General features: G+C 62.3%; 12 protein-coding genes and 3 pseudogenes. 8 read left to right on the top strand and 7 right to left on the bottom strand.

Annotated elements, in window-relative coordinates:
• The first annotated feature begins 219 nt into the window (after positions 1–219).
• Positions 220–1,218, top strand: a complete 999-nt coding sequence (locus NKI24_RS28765) for an NAD(P)H-dependent flavin oxidoreductase (protein WP_352643492.1) — start codon at positions 220–222, stop codon at positions 1,216–1,218.
• Here NKI24_RS28765 and NKI24_RS28760 read toward each other — a convergent pair.
• Positions 1,206–1,716: pseudogene (locus tag NKI24_RS28760) on the bottom strand (IS5 family transposase); the annotation flags it as partial. The gene NKI24_RS28765 and the pseudogene NKI24_RS28760 sit on opposite strands and share 13 nt — an antisense overlap.
• 703 nt (positions 1,717–2,419) lie before the next feature.
• Entirely contained in the window at positions 2,420–4,066 is a 1,647-nt protein-coding gene (locus tag NKI24_RS28755) for an MFS transporter (protein WP_352750046.1), read from the bottom strand.
• Positions 4,067–4,550: 484 nt separating this feature from the next.
• Between NKI24_RS28755 and NKI24_RS28750 the strand changes: the two are divergent.
• Positions 4,551–5,576: pseudogene (locus tag NKI24_RS28750) on the top strand (class I tRNA ligase family protein); the annotation flags it as partial.
• On the opposite strand, the gene NKI24_RS28745 reads toward NKI24_RS28750, so the two are convergent.
• The 3 genes and pseudogenes from NKI24_RS28745 to NKI24_RS28735 form a co-directional block, all read right to left on the bottom strand.
• Entirely contained in the window at positions 5,499–5,666 is a 168-nt protein-coding gene (locus NKI24_RS28745; RefSeq protein ID WP_352692606.1) for a hypothetical protein, read from the bottom strand. The pseudogene NKI24_RS28750 and the gene NKI24_RS28745 overlap by 78 nt on opposite strands.
• A gap of 99 nt (positions 5,667–5,765) precedes the next feature.
• Positions 5,766–6,548: a trans-sulfuration enzyme family protein gene (locus NKI24_RS28740; protein ID WP_352750045.1), complete on the bottom strand. Its 783-nt coding sequence runs from the start codon at positions 6,546–6,548 to the stop codon at positions 5,766–5,768.
• Positions 6,549–6,645: 97 nt separating this feature from the next.
• Positions 6,646–6,912: pseudogene (locus NKI24_RS28735) on the bottom strand (PLP-dependent transferase); the annotation flags it as partial.
• A 92-nt stretch (positions 6,913–7,004) separates the two neighbouring features.
• Between NKI24_RS28735 and NKI24_RS28730 the strand changes: the two are divergent.
• Both NKI24_RS28730 and NKI24_RS28725 read left to right on the top strand, forming a co-directional pair.
• Positions 7,005–7,667 (top strand): helix-turn-helix domain-containing protein, encoded by a 663-nt coding sequence (locus NKI24_RS28730; RefSeq protein ID WP_352625521.1) that lies wholly within the window; start codon positions 7,005–7,007, stop codon positions 7,665–7,667.
• Between the two features lie 31 nt (positions 7,668–7,698).
• Positions 7,699–8,337 carry an FMN-binding negative transcriptional regulator gene (locus NKI24_RS28725; protein WP_352643346.1) on the top strand — a complete coding sequence of 213 codons (639 nt, stop codon included), beginning with the start codon at positions 7,699–7,701 and terminating at the stop codon, positions 8,335–8,337.
• A 999-nt stretch (positions 8,338–9,336) separates the two neighbouring features.
• Here the strand turns inward: NKI24_RS28725 and NKI24_RS28720 are convergent.
• Together NKI24_RS28720 and NKI24_RS28715 are read right to left on the bottom strand one after the other, a co-directional pair.
• Positions 9,337–9,846, bottom strand: coding sequence for a GNAT family N-acetyltransferase (locus tag NKI24_RS28720; protein WP_352643348.1), 510 nt, complete (start codon positions 9,844–9,846; stop codon positions 9,337–9,339).
• Positions 9,847–10,131 (bottom strand): type II toxin-antitoxin system TacA family antitoxin, encoded by a 285-nt coding sequence (locus tag NKI24_RS28715; RefSeq protein WP_031255614.1) that lies wholly within the window; start codon positions 10,129–10,131, stop codon positions 9,847–9,849.
• A gap of 864 nt (positions 10,132–10,995) precedes the next feature.
• Here NKI24_RS28715 and NKI24_RS28710 point away from each other — a divergent pair.
• The 4 genes from NKI24_RS28710 to cybH are packed head-to-tail and all read left to right on the top strand — an operon-like array spanning position 10,996 to position 15,176.
• Positions 10,996–12,072 (top strand): hydrogenase small subunit, encoded by a 1,077-nt coding sequence (locus tag NKI24_RS28710; protein ID WP_352721579.1) that lies wholly within the window; start codon positions 10,996–10,998, stop codon positions 12,070–12,072.
• Complete coding sequence (locus NKI24_RS28705) at positions 12,072–13,868, top strand: nickel-dependent hydrogenase large subunit (RefSeq protein WP_352725339.1); 1,797 nt, start codon at positions 12,072–12,074, stop codon at positions 13,866–13,868. The genes NKI24_RS28710 and NKI24_RS28705 overlap by 1 nt, the downstream gene beginning before the upstream one ends.
• 12 nt (positions 13,869–13,880) lie before the next feature.
• Complete coding sequence (locus NKI24_RS28700; protein ID WP_352750044.1) at positions 13,881–14,456, top strand: HupE/UreJ family protein; 576 nt, start codon at positions 13,881–13,883, stop codon at positions 14,454–14,456.
• 9 nt (positions 14,457–14,465) lie between these two features.
• On the top strand, positions 14,466–15,176 hold the full coding sequence (gene cybH, locus NKI24_RS28695; RefSeq protein ID WP_023800991.1) for a Ni/Fe-hydrogenase, b-type cytochrome subunit: 711 nt from the start codon (positions 14,466–14,468) through the stop codon (positions 15,174–15,176).
• Positions 15,177–15,314: the final 138 nt, after the last annotated feature.

Here is a 15,314-nt window from a genome sequence, read left to right as displayed (position 1 = left end):
CTTCATCATCGCCTGGTCGCTATGGCGACGACGACATCAGGCTGCGGCCACCATCTGTCACTACAAACGGCATCGGCATTCGCAACTGTAGTACTAAGGTCCGGACTCATAACCGTCGGTCGACTGGGGGCTCTGGTTGCCGTTAATCGCGGGGCGCTGAGCGGGGCTCGATAGAATCAACCGAACCTGCGATACTCAAGGCAATCTGTTGGAGTGATGATGCGCATCGTAACCCGTCTCACTGATCGGCTTGAACTGCAGCATCCGATCATCAGCGCGCCGATGGCATTCGCATCGGGCGGGGAACTCGCAGGTGCGGTCAGTTCAGCCGGAGGGCTTGGGCTTATCGGCGGCGGCTATGGCGACGCTGATTGGCTAACGCGAGAGTTCGAGCGATCTGGCAACCGACCTGTCGGCTGCGGCTTCATAACATGGTCACTCGCCAGGAACCCGCGCCTACTCGATAAGGCCCTGGAGCGGCGACCAAGTGCGATTTTCCTATCCTTTGGCGACCCGGCGCCTTTTTCGCCGGCGATACGGGCCGCCGGGGTCCCCTTGATCTGCCAGGTCCAGAGCCTCGACGACGCGCGCCGCGCTCTTGATGTCGGAGCCGACATCGTCGTCGCCCAAGGCGCGGAAGCCGGCGGTCACGGTGAGAAGCGAGCGACATTCACATTTGTTCCGGAGGTCGCGAACTTGGTACGGCGACGGGCGCCGGACACGCTCATCTGCGCGGCCGGTGGCATCGCCGATGGTCGTGGGCTTGCAGCGGCGCTGATGCTTGGCGCTGATGGCGTCGTGATGGGATCACGTTTCTGGGCCTCGTTGGAGGCTCTCGTTCATCCAAATCTGCACCAGGCTGCCCTTGCGGCGACCGGAGACGACACGGTTCGAACCTCGGTGATGGACCTAGCGCGCCGCCTGGATTGGCCATCGCGGTTTTCACTGCGCGTTCGGAAGAATGCTTTTACGGAAGCCTGGCACGGCAATGAGGCCCATCTCCTCGCCGACATTGACGCGCAGTCCGCTGCCTACCGCGAAGCGTGGGCAAGCGGCGATCCCACGATAGCCGCGATCATGATTGGTGAGGCCGCCGGCCTCATCCACGACATCGAGCCGGCGAGTGACATACTCCTTCGCACCGTTTCTGAAGCGATCACCCTGCTTCAGGGCGCAAGTTCGCTTCTGTTTGTCGAGGACAACTGTCACAGCCAGTAACCGACCGTAGCGGCGAGGCAGACGGCAGCGAGGAAGTTAGTGACCGATCGATCGTATCTGGTGGCAATGCGGCGGAAATCCTTGAGCCGTCCAAACATGCGCTCATGGCGTTGCGATCACGGTAGAGGAACGGGGAGAAGCAGTTCTTCCAGCGCCGGTTGGCTTTCGACGGAATGTTCGGCATCGCCCCTTTAGCCTCGACCTTGTGGCGAATGGCATTGGTGTCATAGCCCTTGTCGGCGTGCAGGATCGGGCTCTCGGGCATCTGCTCCAGAAGCAAATCTCCGGCGCTGCAATCGGCGACCTGGCCACCGGTCAAGAGGAAAGCGATCGGGCGGCACAGGCCATCGGTCAGGGCGTGGATCTTCGTGGTTCGCCCACCGCGCGACCGGCCAATCGCCTGATTTTGCTCCCCCCTTTGCCGGCAGAAGCGCAGCGATGCGCCTTCACGGCCGAAGAGTCGATCAGGACCTCAGCCGGAGGACCGCCAGCGCTTGCCGCGCGTGTCGGTTGGCAGCAGCGCCTGCAGCCGCGAAAACTGCTCCTCGGTCAGCCAGAAATAATCGCGATTCATCGGTGGCCTCCCTTTGGAGACCGTGAATCATAAAACCACCGTCAGTGGAACCCTTTATGGGTCCGGACCCTAGCAGGTTGTGACCATTGCTGCGGCAATGCAGCAGTCCTGGATAATAAGTCCAAGATGCCCCGGGTGCGCTTCCACCGCACCACCGGGACCTTCGCTGCAGCTAAATGCAGAAAATCCACTCGCGCGCTGAAGCCCGAAAAGGCCGCGGCGCTGGCGGGTTGAAACTCCAGTCGGGCTACGCCCTCCCTGCGTTCCAACCCGCCAGCATTCTCATCTTGATTGACGCAACGCTCGCAGCTTCATTGTCGCGCCGCCGCTGGCGGATTCCTCCGTCTGCCCGCTTCGCTCCGTGCAGACCGGGGAGACCCCTCCGCCCCCCTTGCTCCCCGCTGCTCGCCGCGATGCAGGGGGACAGGCGACCTGAACCCGTGCCCAAGCCGATCTGATGGCAGAGGCGGTGGGGCTGGACATGGGCCCGTGGTGGACATACGTGCCACACAAATCCTCATGCTCGCCTAACCGGCCGCAAGGTATGGCAATCCGGGCTGACCCGACGAAAGAAGGAGTAGGTCTCGGCCATTCCCGTGTCCGAGCCCAGAAAAGTTACTGGTTTCCTTACGGGCGCGATACAAAGGGCACAGGCTGGACTTGGCTGCCGGGGGCGGGGCTTGTCGACCGCTCGATCGAAAGTGAGAGACGAGGAGGAGAATCACCGACCTGCAGAGCGGCAAGGCGCTCGCCTACCTCCCTGTCAGTCACCGTTAGCCGATGGTTTAGACGAAGATAGTCCGTCCATGTCGGCGTGCGGAATGTCTCGGTCCAAAGAGTCGAGTTCTGAAGATCGCGCTGGAGGGTCCAGTCCCGCGCACCGGCACGGCTCTGAACGCGCCGCCTTTCGCGCATGCAGCTCAGAAATTCCTCGATATTCTCCTCGGGGATCGAGTACTCCACCTTGATCACGATCGGGCCGCTCCTGGGCTTCAAATCGAGGGCCAGTTCTGGTGGCCTGAAGTCGAAGGCCCCTTGATCCGATTCCTCCCATAGCCGTATCGGCAATAGCTTTCCCACAGCTGCAACCAGCAACAGCGCCGCTGCAGCACCTTCCAAAGCCCACGTCAGGGAATAGTACTGCGCGACAGCACCCCAGATCCAGCTGCCCGCTGCCATGCCGCCGTAGGTCAGGGCGTAATAGATCGACAGGGTGCGACCAACGACCCATCTTGGGCTTGCCAACTGCACACACACGTCGGTTCCGGTCCAGGTGACAACCCAGCCTGCGCCAGCGATTGCAAGCGCGATCGCTGCTACAGCCACCGATGATGTGAGAGCCAGTAAAAGGCAACACGTTGCGCAAGCAACGGACGCGAGCGTGATCAATCGATTTTGGGACGTGATGCGTCTCAAGTAGCTATTGCCAATGCCCGCGATGAAGGCGCCTGTGCCGAAGCCGGCCAACAGGACGCCGTAAACAATTGGCCCCCCCGCCAGTTGGTCGCGAACTAGGAGGGGGAGCAGAGCAAGGATCGAGATGCTTGACAGCCCGAACAGGGTTGCACGCACGATCGCCACTCTGATCTCCGAGGAGATTGCCGTGAAGCGCATGCCATCATGAATGGCCGTCGTCATCCGCTCGCGCGGAAGAGGCGAAGAACGAACTTGCCACTTGGAGCGCAGGACAGCGCTCAATGGGACCAGGTCGGTCAGCGCAGCGAAGGCGAAAGCCGTAAGGGGGCCCAGCAAAGCCAAAATTACACCGCCCAGCGCCGGTCCTATGCTCCGAACCACGTTGTACCCCACCGACATCAGCGTCACTGCAGCGGGTATGTCGCGCTTTTCGAGGATGTCGCCGACCGAGGCGTGCCAGGCTGGATCATTCAAGGCAAAGCCGCATCCCGCCAAGAAACTCAGTCCCAAGATCAGCCATGGACTGACAAAGCCCAGTCCAACAGAGAGAGCCAGCGCCGTGGATGCCAGTGCGATCAGGCAATGTCCGGCAAGCATCACGCCGCGGCGGCTGAAGCTGTCTGCAATCGCTCCAGCAAGGATCGACAAGAAGAAGGCGGGCAGTGTCGATGCAGCCTGCACGAGCGCAACCATCAGATCGGAGGCTGAAATCGTTGCCATAAGCCAGCTTATAGCCACGCTCTGCACCAGCCAGCCAAGGCTGGATATCTGCGTGGCTGTCCAGATCGAACGAAAGACCGGATTCTGAAGAGGAATCAGTGTGTTTGCTGCAAAGGGCGGGGAATCTTGACGCCGCATGACTTCTCACCTCCACCACGTAGTTCTTTCGCTCACTCACTTGCTGACAGCGGTGCGCTTACGCACAGCTGCGTCACAACCAAGTTCCGATATCGCGCTCGCAACAAAGTAAACAAAGTAGATGTCGCATCCACGGTGCTGATGCGCGATGAGTGTGCCAGTTGGGCGTCAGCTGGTCTGGGTCGCGCAGCCCGATGGGGTGCGGTCTGCCCTGCGACTCTTGGCCTTGTACGGTGCTACCGCCCCGATGGCCGGGTTGTCAAACTGCCACGGTGCTAGCAGCGCCCATCCCATCCTGACAGGCATGAGCATACGACGCAGCGCATCGCTGGTATCGGAGGCGGGTGCAAGATCAAGGGTGGCATCGTCTTGACAAGTACGAGCTGGTGGACGCCTTTGCCCGACCTACACATCGGCGATTTATGGGGCCGCCGTTCAACTCGTTGGTCTATGCACAAAAAAACATAATACGCTTGAAAAGACGTTTCGGGCCGGTGCCGGGGCCGAGGAGGGGGCTGAAGCCTTCACCATCGTCATCCCGCCGCCGAATGTCACCGGCTCGCTGCATATGGGTCATGCGCTCAACAACACGCTTCAGGACATTCTGGTGCGCTTCGAGCGCATGCGCGGCAAGAACGTGCTGTGGCAGCCGGGCATGGACCATGCCGGCATCGCCACGCAGATGGTGGTCGAGCGCCAGCTGATGGAGAAGCAGATCCACCGCCGCGACCTGACCCGCGATGAGTTCATCGACAAGGTGTGGGAATGGAAGGCGGAGTCCGGCGGCGCCATCCTCAACCAGCTGAAGCGGCTCGGGGCCTCGGCCGACTGGAGCCGGGAGCGCTTCACCATGGACGAGGGCCTGTCCAAGGCCGTGCTCGAAGTGTTCGTGGCGCTCTACAAGGAAGGGCTAATCTACAAGGACAAGCGCCTTGTGAACTGGGACCCGAAGCTGTTGACCGCCATCTCGGATCTCGAGGTCGAGCAGCAGGAAGTCAACGGCAACCTCTGGCAATTCCGCTATCCAGTCGAAGGCGTGACCTTCGATCCGGAAAATCCGAAGACCTTCATCACCGTTGCGACGACCCGCCCGGAGACGATGCTGGGTGATACGGCTGTCGCCGTCCACCCCGACGACGAACGTTTCCGGCATCTCGTCGGCAAGAACCTCATCTTGCCGATCGTCGGCCGCAGGATCCCGGTGGTCGCGGACGAGTATTCCGATCCCGAAAAAGGCAGTGGTGCGGTCAAGATCACGCCGGCGCATGACTTCAACGACTTCGAGGTCGGCAAGCGCCACCGGCTGGCGGCGGTCAACATCCTCACTGTCAATGCGGCGGTCACCCTCACGGACAATGACGACTTTCTCGCCGGGCTGGAGGTGACGCCGGAGCGCTAGGCGGTCTGGGGCGAGCTCGACGGTCTCGACCGTTTAGTCGCGCACAAGAAGATCGCCGAGCTGATGCAGACCGGCGGTTTCCTCGAAAAGGTCGGGCCGCATCGCCAGGCCTGAAGCGGCGGTTGCGGCGATCCTGAACAAGGTGCGGTCTCTCCGCGCCAACGCATCCGACACCGAGATTTTCGATCGAAATCTAAGCATCGTCGAAGATGCTTTGCCTGATCTAGGCGCCCAACCGTAGCAGGCCGCATTGCTGCGCCAGCCGCCACGTAAAGCGCTGCCAGAGTTCTTGCACCCGCGTCATTCGGCTGCCGCTTTGAAGGTTCCGCCTAGGGCCTGCATCAGATCATCGATAATGTCCTGAGGATGCTCAAGTCCCACTGACATTCGCAGTAATCCGCCTGGCGCCTTGGACTTGGCACCCTCGACGGATGCGCGATGCTCAATCAGAGAGTGCGTCCCGCCAAGGCTTGTCGCCCTGGCAATAACCTCGAGGCGGCCGGCCACGGCCATCGCAGCATCGGCTCCGCCTTTGACGATAAAGGATAGCATCGCTCCGTAATGGCTCATTTGCCGCTTAGCGAGATCGTGTCCCGGATCAGTTTGCAGGCCAGGAAAAAGTACTTTTTCGACACGCGGATGAGACGCCAAAGCCTCAGCAACCTTCTGGGCGCCTTCGCAATGCGCGCGCATGCGTACCGACAATGTCTGCAGGCCCCGCAATGCCAGCCAACAGTCGAATGGCGCTGCGACGCTGCCCTTGTGTCTCTGGACCATCCGCAGTGGGCGACCGAGGGGTGACGAGTGCGGGACAATGACGACGCCCGCCATCAAGTCCGAGTGGCCGCCGATGTACTTTGTCGCCGAGTGCATGACCGCGTCCGCCCCAACTTCGAGGGGCCGTTGAAGCACTGGAGTTGCCCACGTGTTGTCCACTACGGCCAAGGCGCCAGCCTCGTGCGCGATTTTGCAGATGGCCGAAATGTCGACAACGCGGATCATCGGGTTTGACGGCGTCTCGACCCAGACGAGGCCAGTCCGCTTCGACGTGACCGCGGCGCGCACGGCATCCAGATCGCGCATGTCGACGGCCGCAAAGTCGAAGCGAGACCCAATGTCGGCTCTCGTCAATCAGCGAACGAATGCCGAAATACATGTGATCCGGCAGAACGATCCGACCCGTCGACGGATGGCTCTCAAAGACTGCAGCGATTGCAGCCATGCCCGACGCGAAGGCAATGCCATCTTCTCCGCCCTCGAGCGCGGCCATGGCCATTTCGAACGCGTTGCGTGTCGGATTTCCATCCCGGGTGTATTCGAATCCGGAAGGAAACGAGCCGTCGACGCTACGTTGGAACGTCGTGCTGGTGTGCAGCGGCAGGGACACCGCTCCCGTGGAAGCGTCGACAGCTCGGCCGCAATGGATCGCCTTCGTTTCAAAACGCATCGGTCATTTCCTCGCTAACGGGGCAGTTGCACAATTTCAGGCCGGTCATTATATTGACCGTAATAAGTGAGCCGAGGCACTAAGTCAATATAATGACCGATGTTACGACAGCGTTGGACCCCGAGCGGGTGCTTGGCCAAGCGATAGCGGTTCGGATCCGACAATTGAGGCGCGACCAAAACCTGACCCTGGATCGACTGGCAAAACTGAGCGGCTTATCCAAGGGAACCGTCGTCACGCTGGAGCAAGGCAAGGCGAACCCCAGCATCGGCATACTTTGCCGACTGGCGGCGGCGTTTTCGCTTTCGGTGGCCGATTTGTTGAATGACCATCCTTCCACAGTTCGCCTTCCTATTGAGCGGACAGAGACGAGGACGCTTTGGACAAGCGCTAAAGGAAGCTTTGCACAACTTCATTCATCGATCTCGGGACGAACGATGTTCGAACTGTGGAGCTGGGCCATTATGCCGGGCGACGTGTTTTCCTCAGATGCTCATAGTCCGGATACGCGCGAGCTGATCTCGGTGACTCAGGGGTCCCTAAGTGTCGTGGTGGGTACCCACGCAGTAATTTTGAGCCAAGGCGAGAGTGTGCGGCTTGTCACTGACCAACCGCACTCATACGCGGCGGCATCTGATCTGCCTGCCCACTTCTCGATGGCAGTTCTTGAGCGTGGTGGACAGCGAGATCCGGGGCCCTCTTCGCCGGCAACAAAGATGCCCGGGCCCGTTCCGCAAGACACCGCCGCTCGCTAACGACCGCCCATTCGCGACAGGAGATCCACCGTTGTACGTTCCGCCCCATTTTGCCGTCCCCGATCAGAACACCCTGTTTGACCTAATCGAGAGACATCCGCTCGGTATCCTGGTCACCCACAGCAAAGGCACACTCGACGCGAACCACATTCCCTTCGAGCTTGACCGCTCGAAGGGAGACAAAGGCCTCCTCAATTGCCATGTTGCACGCAAAAATCGAGTCTGGGAGGAAGTTGCCAATGGCGATGAAGTCCTCGTTATCTTCCGTGCGGCCGACGCTTACATCTCGCCGAACTGGTATCCAAGCAAGCATGAATTCCATAAGCAGGTGCCGACGTGGAACTATCTCGTCGTCCACGCCCACGGACGCATCACTGTCCGGGATGATGAGCGCTATGTGCGCCGTAACGTGGCGAAGCTCACTCACATGCATGAAGCCTCGCAGCCTGCCCCGTGGAAGATGGGCGACGCGCCGAAGGACTTCATTGACACGATGGTTAAGGCGATCGTCGCCCTGGAAATCGAGATCACCGGCCTGGTTGGTAAATCAAAACTCAGCCAGAACAAAGAGGTGCGCGACATTCAGAACGCTGGTGAAATGCTGAATGCCCGAGGCGTCAATGGGATGGGAGAAGCGATGCTCGCGGCTGCGGCGGCCAAATCCCAATAGCATCTATCTTGTCCCGACAAGCCGCTGGTGCTGGATTTCCAAGGGGTGACCTTGAGAGACAAATGCTTCGGCTCGCCGGAAACGCGACCAGCACCTGACCACCCGCTATGCGGCAGATGGACAAGAACTCAGGCCGCCATCGCCAGCCACATCCGCAATGCCGCCGGATCGATGGAAGCTGCTTACCCCGCCAGCCTTTCCGGTCATGTCGCCTGCGTCGTCAATACCTCGAACAGCAGCTTGGCGCTTAAACCGAGTTGCGTGTTCGGTATGGCGGCACAGCGGTTTCGAGATCGGAGCCGACTGGCAGCGAACGCCACCCCCACGGTGGCGATGCCTCGCAGCCAGGTTGAATGACCAAGCAGCCGGGATGTTCGGCAGGCTTGCACCCGCTTCAGATGCGAGACGGGTCAAGACGATCATCCTGCACAACGTCACGCGGCGGTGGGCCGGTTTCGAAAAGGGCCGGCCCCGGCCGTTCATACAAGTGGAGTTGGGGGCGGGGCCGGATCAAGCCTATCGGGTCAAACCCGCCGGGACCGCGCGTACATCATCCCAGCAAAGCCAGGCGCTCGTCCGGCGCCATGCGGGCTTCGCTTGGCCCGCCGAATGTCTGGACCGGCATCGCGGAGCATGGCGCACCAGTCTCCCACATTGTACGTAGTCGCCATGCTGCCCCTGGCCAGATCGCAAATGACGCACGGCTTGTTCGCGATTGGCGAGCTGAAGCACGTTGACGGCCGTGCCGGGCGATGCGCCGTCCCAGACTATCATCCCAAAGTCCGCGCGCCGCGCCATCTCCCGGTCTTTGGCGGCTGGATCCAGTATCCTCTAGCGCCTTTACGAGACGGGACCTGGTAGGCAGCCCAGTCGCCCAGATTATTGCTAGCTTCCTCGCTCTGACCGCCGTCTCCCTCTGGCCCTGCGTGAGGGATCGTCATCCGGCTGCAGGCCGGCGCGCCCGGACGCTGCCGCTACGGAGGCGCTACGCGCGTGGAGCTAGTGGCCTTTGTCGGCCAGCCAGAGGCCCACGTCCTGGATCGAGCGCATGAGCACCGACGGATTGTCCCGCGCGGGAATGAAGCCCCAGCTCTGCCAGTAGCGCTCGGCCTCGGCGTCGATCGCCCGCACCACCACTGCGCGGCCGCCGACGATGTCGGCGCCGGCGACGCAGCGATGCAGCGCGTCCTTGACCAGGCCGCTGCCGATGCCTTGTCCGGCATAGCGATGGTCGACGGCGAGTTGTGCAATCAACAGGCAGGGGATCGGATCGGGCGGCCGTCCGGTGCGGATGGCGCGCGGTGCGCTGTTTGGCTGGATCACGCCCGGCGCGAGGCCGTAATAGCCGACGACTGTTCCCTCATCGTGAACGACCAGGACGCGGGTAAAGCCGCGGACCTGGTTCGTTCGCGCGAAGCCGGCCAGCCAAGCATTGAGCGCCGGCTTGCCGCAATCGAAGCTGTCGAGGCGGTGCGCGTCGTCGAGGAGTTCGATGCCTGAAAGCGCCACCTAACGGTCCCAGGGCGGGGACCGACGCAGCCGCTCGGCCGCCTTCGGCGGGGGCGCAGCGGCGGGGGCTGAGATCGCCTGCATGAAGGCGTCATAAGCTTCCGGGGACACGCGGATGACGGTTTCGTTGAGGATGGCCGCCTGCGCCTCGTGCAGCGCGGCGCGCCGCATGAACTCCGTGCGCGACAGGCCGAGCAGCTCCGCGCCGCGGTCGATGATGGTGAGATCATCGTCGCGAAACCGCATCGAGACGGGTGTTTCCTTCCTGGTGGCTGTGGTGGCCATGGCGCGCTCCTGTGCTGCGGACGTATATACGGTAGTGTAACGCGGAACGCAATACTTCAGGACGCGCATGTGTTCTTATCGGCCGGATGAGCGGCTCCAGAAGCCAAGTCGCTGCCACGACTGTCGCCGGACGAGCCCCGGCTATGCCGAACCCTGATGAACATCTGACGCGATGGCGACTTTCGGGCCGTCACGCCACAAAGGAGGAACGGCTATGAAGGCTGGGCGGCCGGCACTTTCATTCTCAGGCGCCGCTCTATGCCACCTGCCGGCCAAGCGCAGTTGGCACAAATCTTGAACCTCTCTTTGCGCGGCGGCAGGAGCTGCAATCGCACGTTCGGCCTCACGCAATGAAAGACCGGTCACGACCGCGGCACGTGCAGCCTCAGAAACCAGTCTGCATTTTATTCAATGGCTTAGCTGCGAGTGCGGCGGCGCGCGGCCGAACATCACCGTGTCGCGGATGCGACAAACCCGACAACAGCGGTTTCAACGCAAGCGGCGACGAGTAGATGGTGCAAATCCCGCGATTCCCAGTCTGCTGTAGCCGCGCAGGCCAAGCGCGATCTGCTCGGCCGTCCTGACAAGCTGCGCGTGGCCTCTGGGCGAGGTCGGTCGAGGCCCGCCGAAATCCCGTCGGCACCCGTCGCCAGGCCTCTTCGCTCGTCTCGCCGCATCGCGGAAACTTTGTTCGAAATCTGCCAGCCCGGTTTCCACTCCTTTGCCGGCGACCGGAACAAGTCAACGCCTCGAAGAGCATCTGAGTTTTGAATTTATTCGGCTTTTTAACTCTGGCATCGGACTTGCTCCGCCTTCGCATGTCCGCGGCACCAGGAGACGCCGCCGCCTGTGGAGGAAGGCCTAATGCAACAAACATTCTACGAGGTCATGCGCCGACAGGGGATCACCCGCCGAAGTTTCCTGAAATTCTGCAGCCTGACGGCGGCTTCCCTCGGCCTTGGACCGGCCTTTGCGCCGAAAATAGCTTACGCGATGGAGTCCAAGCCGCGCATTCCGGTGCTGTGGCTGCACGGGCTTGAATGCACTTGCTGCTCCGAAAGCTTCATCCGCTCGGCGCACCCGCTCGCCAAGGACGTCGTGCTGTCGATGCTTTCACTCGATTATGACGACACGCTCATGGCGGCCGCCGGCCATCAGGCCGAGGCGATCGTCGACGAGGTCGTCGAACAGTACAAGGGCAACTACATCCTCGCGGTCGAAGGCAATGCGCCGCTCAACGAGGACGGCATGTTCTGCATCATCGGCGGCAAGCCCTTCGTCGACCAGCTCAACCATGCCGCCTCCAACGCCAAGGCGATCATCTCCTGGGGCTCCTGCGCCTCCTGGGGCTGCGTGCAGGCCGCGCGGCCGAACCCGACGCGGGCCACGCCCGTCCATAAGGTTCCGGGCCTGCCGGACAAGCCGATCATCAAGGTTCCCGGCTGCCCGCCGATCCCAGAAGTGATGACGGCCGTCATCACCTACATCCTGACCTTTGAAAAATTCCCAGAGCTCGACCGGCAGGGCCGGCCGAAGATGTTCTACAGCCAGCGCATCCACGACAAATGCTATCGGCGCCCGCATTTCGACGCCGGCCAGTTCGTCGAGTCCTTCGATGACGAGGGCGCGCGCAAGGGCTATTGCCTCTACAAGGTCGGCTGCAAGGGACCGACCACTTACAACGCCTGCTCGACGGTGGGCTGGAACGGCGGCCTCTCCTTCCCGATCCAGGCCGGCCATCCCTGCATCGGCTGCTCCGAGGACGGCTTCTGGGACAAGGGCGATTTCTACAGCCGCCTGACCCGCGTCCACGGCTTCGGCATCGAGGCCGATGCCGACAGGATCGGCACGACGGCCGCGACCGTGATCGGCGCCGCCGCGGCCGCGCATGCGGCGGCGAGCGTGGTCAAGCGGATGCGCGAAAAGGGAGGGAACAAGTGATGGTCATCCAGACGCCGAACGGCTTCAATCTCGACACCTCCGGCCAGCGCGTGGTCGTCGATCCGGTCACGCGGATCGAAGGCCATATGCGCTGCGAGGTGAACATCGACGAGAACAACATCATCCGCAACGCGGTCTCGACCGGCACCATGTGGCGCGGGCTCGAGGTCATCCTCAAGGGCCGCGACCCGCGCGACGCCTGGGCCTTCACCCAGCGCATCTGCGGCGTGTGCACCGGCACGCACGCGCTCACCTCGGTGCGTGCGGTCGAGGACGCACTGGGCATCATAATCCCGGAGAACGCCAATTCGATCCGCAACATCATGCAGCTCTCGTTGCAGGTGCATGATCATCTGGTCCACTTCTACCACCTGCACGCGCTCGACTGGGTCAACCCGGTTAACGCATTGAGAGCCGACCCGAAGGCGACGTCGGAGCTGCAGCAGGCCGTTTCGCCGAGCCACCCGATGTCCTCGCCGGGCTATTTCCGTGACATCCAGAACCGGCTGAAGAAGTTCGTCGAGAGCGGCCAGCTCGGGCCGTTCAAGAACGGCTACTGGACCAACCCGGCCTATCTGCTGCCGCCGGAGGCCAATCTGATGGCGGTGACGCACTATCTGGAAGCGCTTGACTTCCAGAAGGAGATCATGACGACGCGCACGATCTTCGGCGGCAAGGACATCCATCCCAACTGGCTGGTGGGGGGCGTGCCTTGTGCGATCAACATCGACGGTGAGATGGCGGCCGGCGCGCCGATCAACATGGAGCGGCTGAACTACGTCCGCAGCGTCATCGGGCGCGCCATCGCCTTCGTCGACAACGTCTACATCCCCGACATCATCGCGATCGGCAGTCTCTACAAGGGCTGGCTCTATGGCGGCGGGCTGTCGGGCAAGAGCGTTCTTGCCTATGGCGACATCCCCGACAAAGCCAACGACTATTCGGCAGCCAACCTGATGATGCCCCAGGGCGCGATCATCGATGGCAACCTCAAAGAGGTGCTGCCCGTTGACGTGCGCGATCCCGAGCAGATCCAGGAGTTTGTGCCCCACTCTTGGTACAAATACCCGGACGAGGCGAACGGCCTGCATCCATGGGATGGTATCACGGAGCCGAACTATCAGCTCGGGCCGAACGCCAAGGGCACGCGCACCGACATCCGCGAAATCGACGAGAGCGCGAAATATTCCTGGATCAAGGCGCCGCGCTGGCGCGGCCATGCGATGGAGGTAGGGCCGCTCGCCCGCTATGTCGTCGGCTACGTCCAGGGCCACGAGGAGATCAAGGAGCAGGTCGACTCGACGCTGCGGGCACTCGGCGTACCGCTGATGGGGCTGTTCTCGACGCTCGGCCGCACCGCTGCGCGCGCGCTGGAAGCACAGTGGGCGGCCCGCAAGCAGGTCTACTTCATGGACAAGCTGATCGCCACCATCAAGGCTGGAGACAGCTCGACCGCCAATACCCAGAAATGGGATCCGAAGTCCTGGCCCGCCGAAGTCAAGGGGGTCGGCTTCACCGAAGCGCCGCGCGGGGCGTTGGGCCACTGGATACGCATCAAGAACGGCCGGATCGAAAACTACCAATGCGTCGTGCCGACCACCTGGAACGGCTCGCCACGCGACCATGCCGGCAATATCGGCGCCTTCGAAGCGTCGCTGATGGACACCAAGGTGGAGCGGCCGGAGGAGCCGGTCGAGATCCTGCGGACGATCCACAGCTTCGATCCGTGCCTTGCCTGTTCGACCCATGTCATGGGTCCGGACGGACAGGAACTTGCCAATGTCAAAGTGCGCTAGGGGAGGAACGAAATGAGACACGCTATCCTGAAACCTGGTGCCGCAGCTTCGCTCGCGGTCCTTGCCAGCCCGGCGCTCGCCCATGTCGGCGCAGGGCATGCCGACGGGTTCGCCGCCGGCATCGCCCATCCGCTGATGGGACTGAACCACCTTCTCGCCATGGCGGCGGTCGGGGTCTGGTCGGCGGTGGCCATGCCGTCGCGGGTCCTGGTGCCGCCAGCAACCTTCGTGGCGATGATGATGACGGGTGCGGCGTTGGCCTTTGCCGGCATCGGCCTGCCAGCGGTCGAAGGCATGATCGCGCTATCCGTGCTTGCTCTCGGCATCATGATCGTCGCCGGTGCCGGCCTTCCCGGCATGCTCGGCATCGGCCTTGCCGGGTTCTTCGCCCTCTTCCATGGCCATGCCCATGCGAGCGAGACGACCGGCGCGGCACTTGCCTATATTGCCGGCTTCACGCTCTCGACCGCGGCGCTGCATCTGGCCGGCACCGGCATCGGCCTCAGGCTCGCGTCGTCGCCCTGGGCGCGCGCCGGGCTCGGCATGGTCGTTGCCGGCTCGGGCGCTACGCTTGTGTTCGGCGGCTAGGGGGCGGCCATGAGCGCGAGCCAAACTCCGCATAGCGAAGAAGCGGTCTATGTCTACGAGGCGCCGCTGCGCCTCTGGCACTGGGTCAATGCCTTCGCCATCCTCATGCTTGCCGGCACCGGCTACCTGATCGGCTCGCCGCCGCCGGCGGTTGGCGGCGAGGCGAGTTCCAGTTTCCTCTTCGGCTGGATACGCTACCTGCATTTCGTTGCGGGCTATGTCCTGATCGTCGGCTTCGCATTCCGCATCTACTGGGTCTTCGCCGGCAACGAGCATTCCCGGCAGATATTCCTCCCGCCTGTCTGGAAAGGACGTTTCTGGAAGGAGCTCTGGCACGAGGTGCTCTGGTACGCCATGCTGGTGAGCGAGCCGATGAAGTATTCCGGGCACAACCCGCTCGCGACGCTCGCCATGCACTTCCTGTTCGTCTGGTTCACCATCTTCATGATCGTGACTGGACTGGCGCTCTACGGCGAGGGGGCCGGCATGGGGTCCTGGCAGTACGACCTGTTCTCGAGCTGGGTCATCCCACTTCTCGGTCAGAGTCAGGACGTGCATACCTGGCACCATCTCGGCATGTGGGTGATCATCTGCTTCGTGATCATCCATATCTATGCCGCGGTGCGCGAGGACATCATGTCGAAGCAGTCGATCATCTCCTCGATGTTCTCCGGCTGGCGGACCTTTCGCGGCAACGGCGCGCCGCGTGATTCCCACTAGGACTTTCGCGACCTCACCTGCCGGGGGGGGGGGGGGGGGGGGGGGGGGGGGGGGGGATGGGGGGAGTAGGAGGGGTTGTGGGGAGAGACAGAGAAGAGGAGAATGGGCACCCACACACACCGGCTCGGGCGGAGGTGG

The organism is Mesorhizobium sp. M0701 (assembly GCF_040320365.1).
GTDB lineage: Bacteria > Pseudomonadota > Alphaproteobacteria > Rhizobiales > Rhizobiaceae > Mesorhizobium.
Note: the sequence above shows the minus strand (reverse complement) of the source record. Positions and strands in the feature narration are given on the sequence as shown.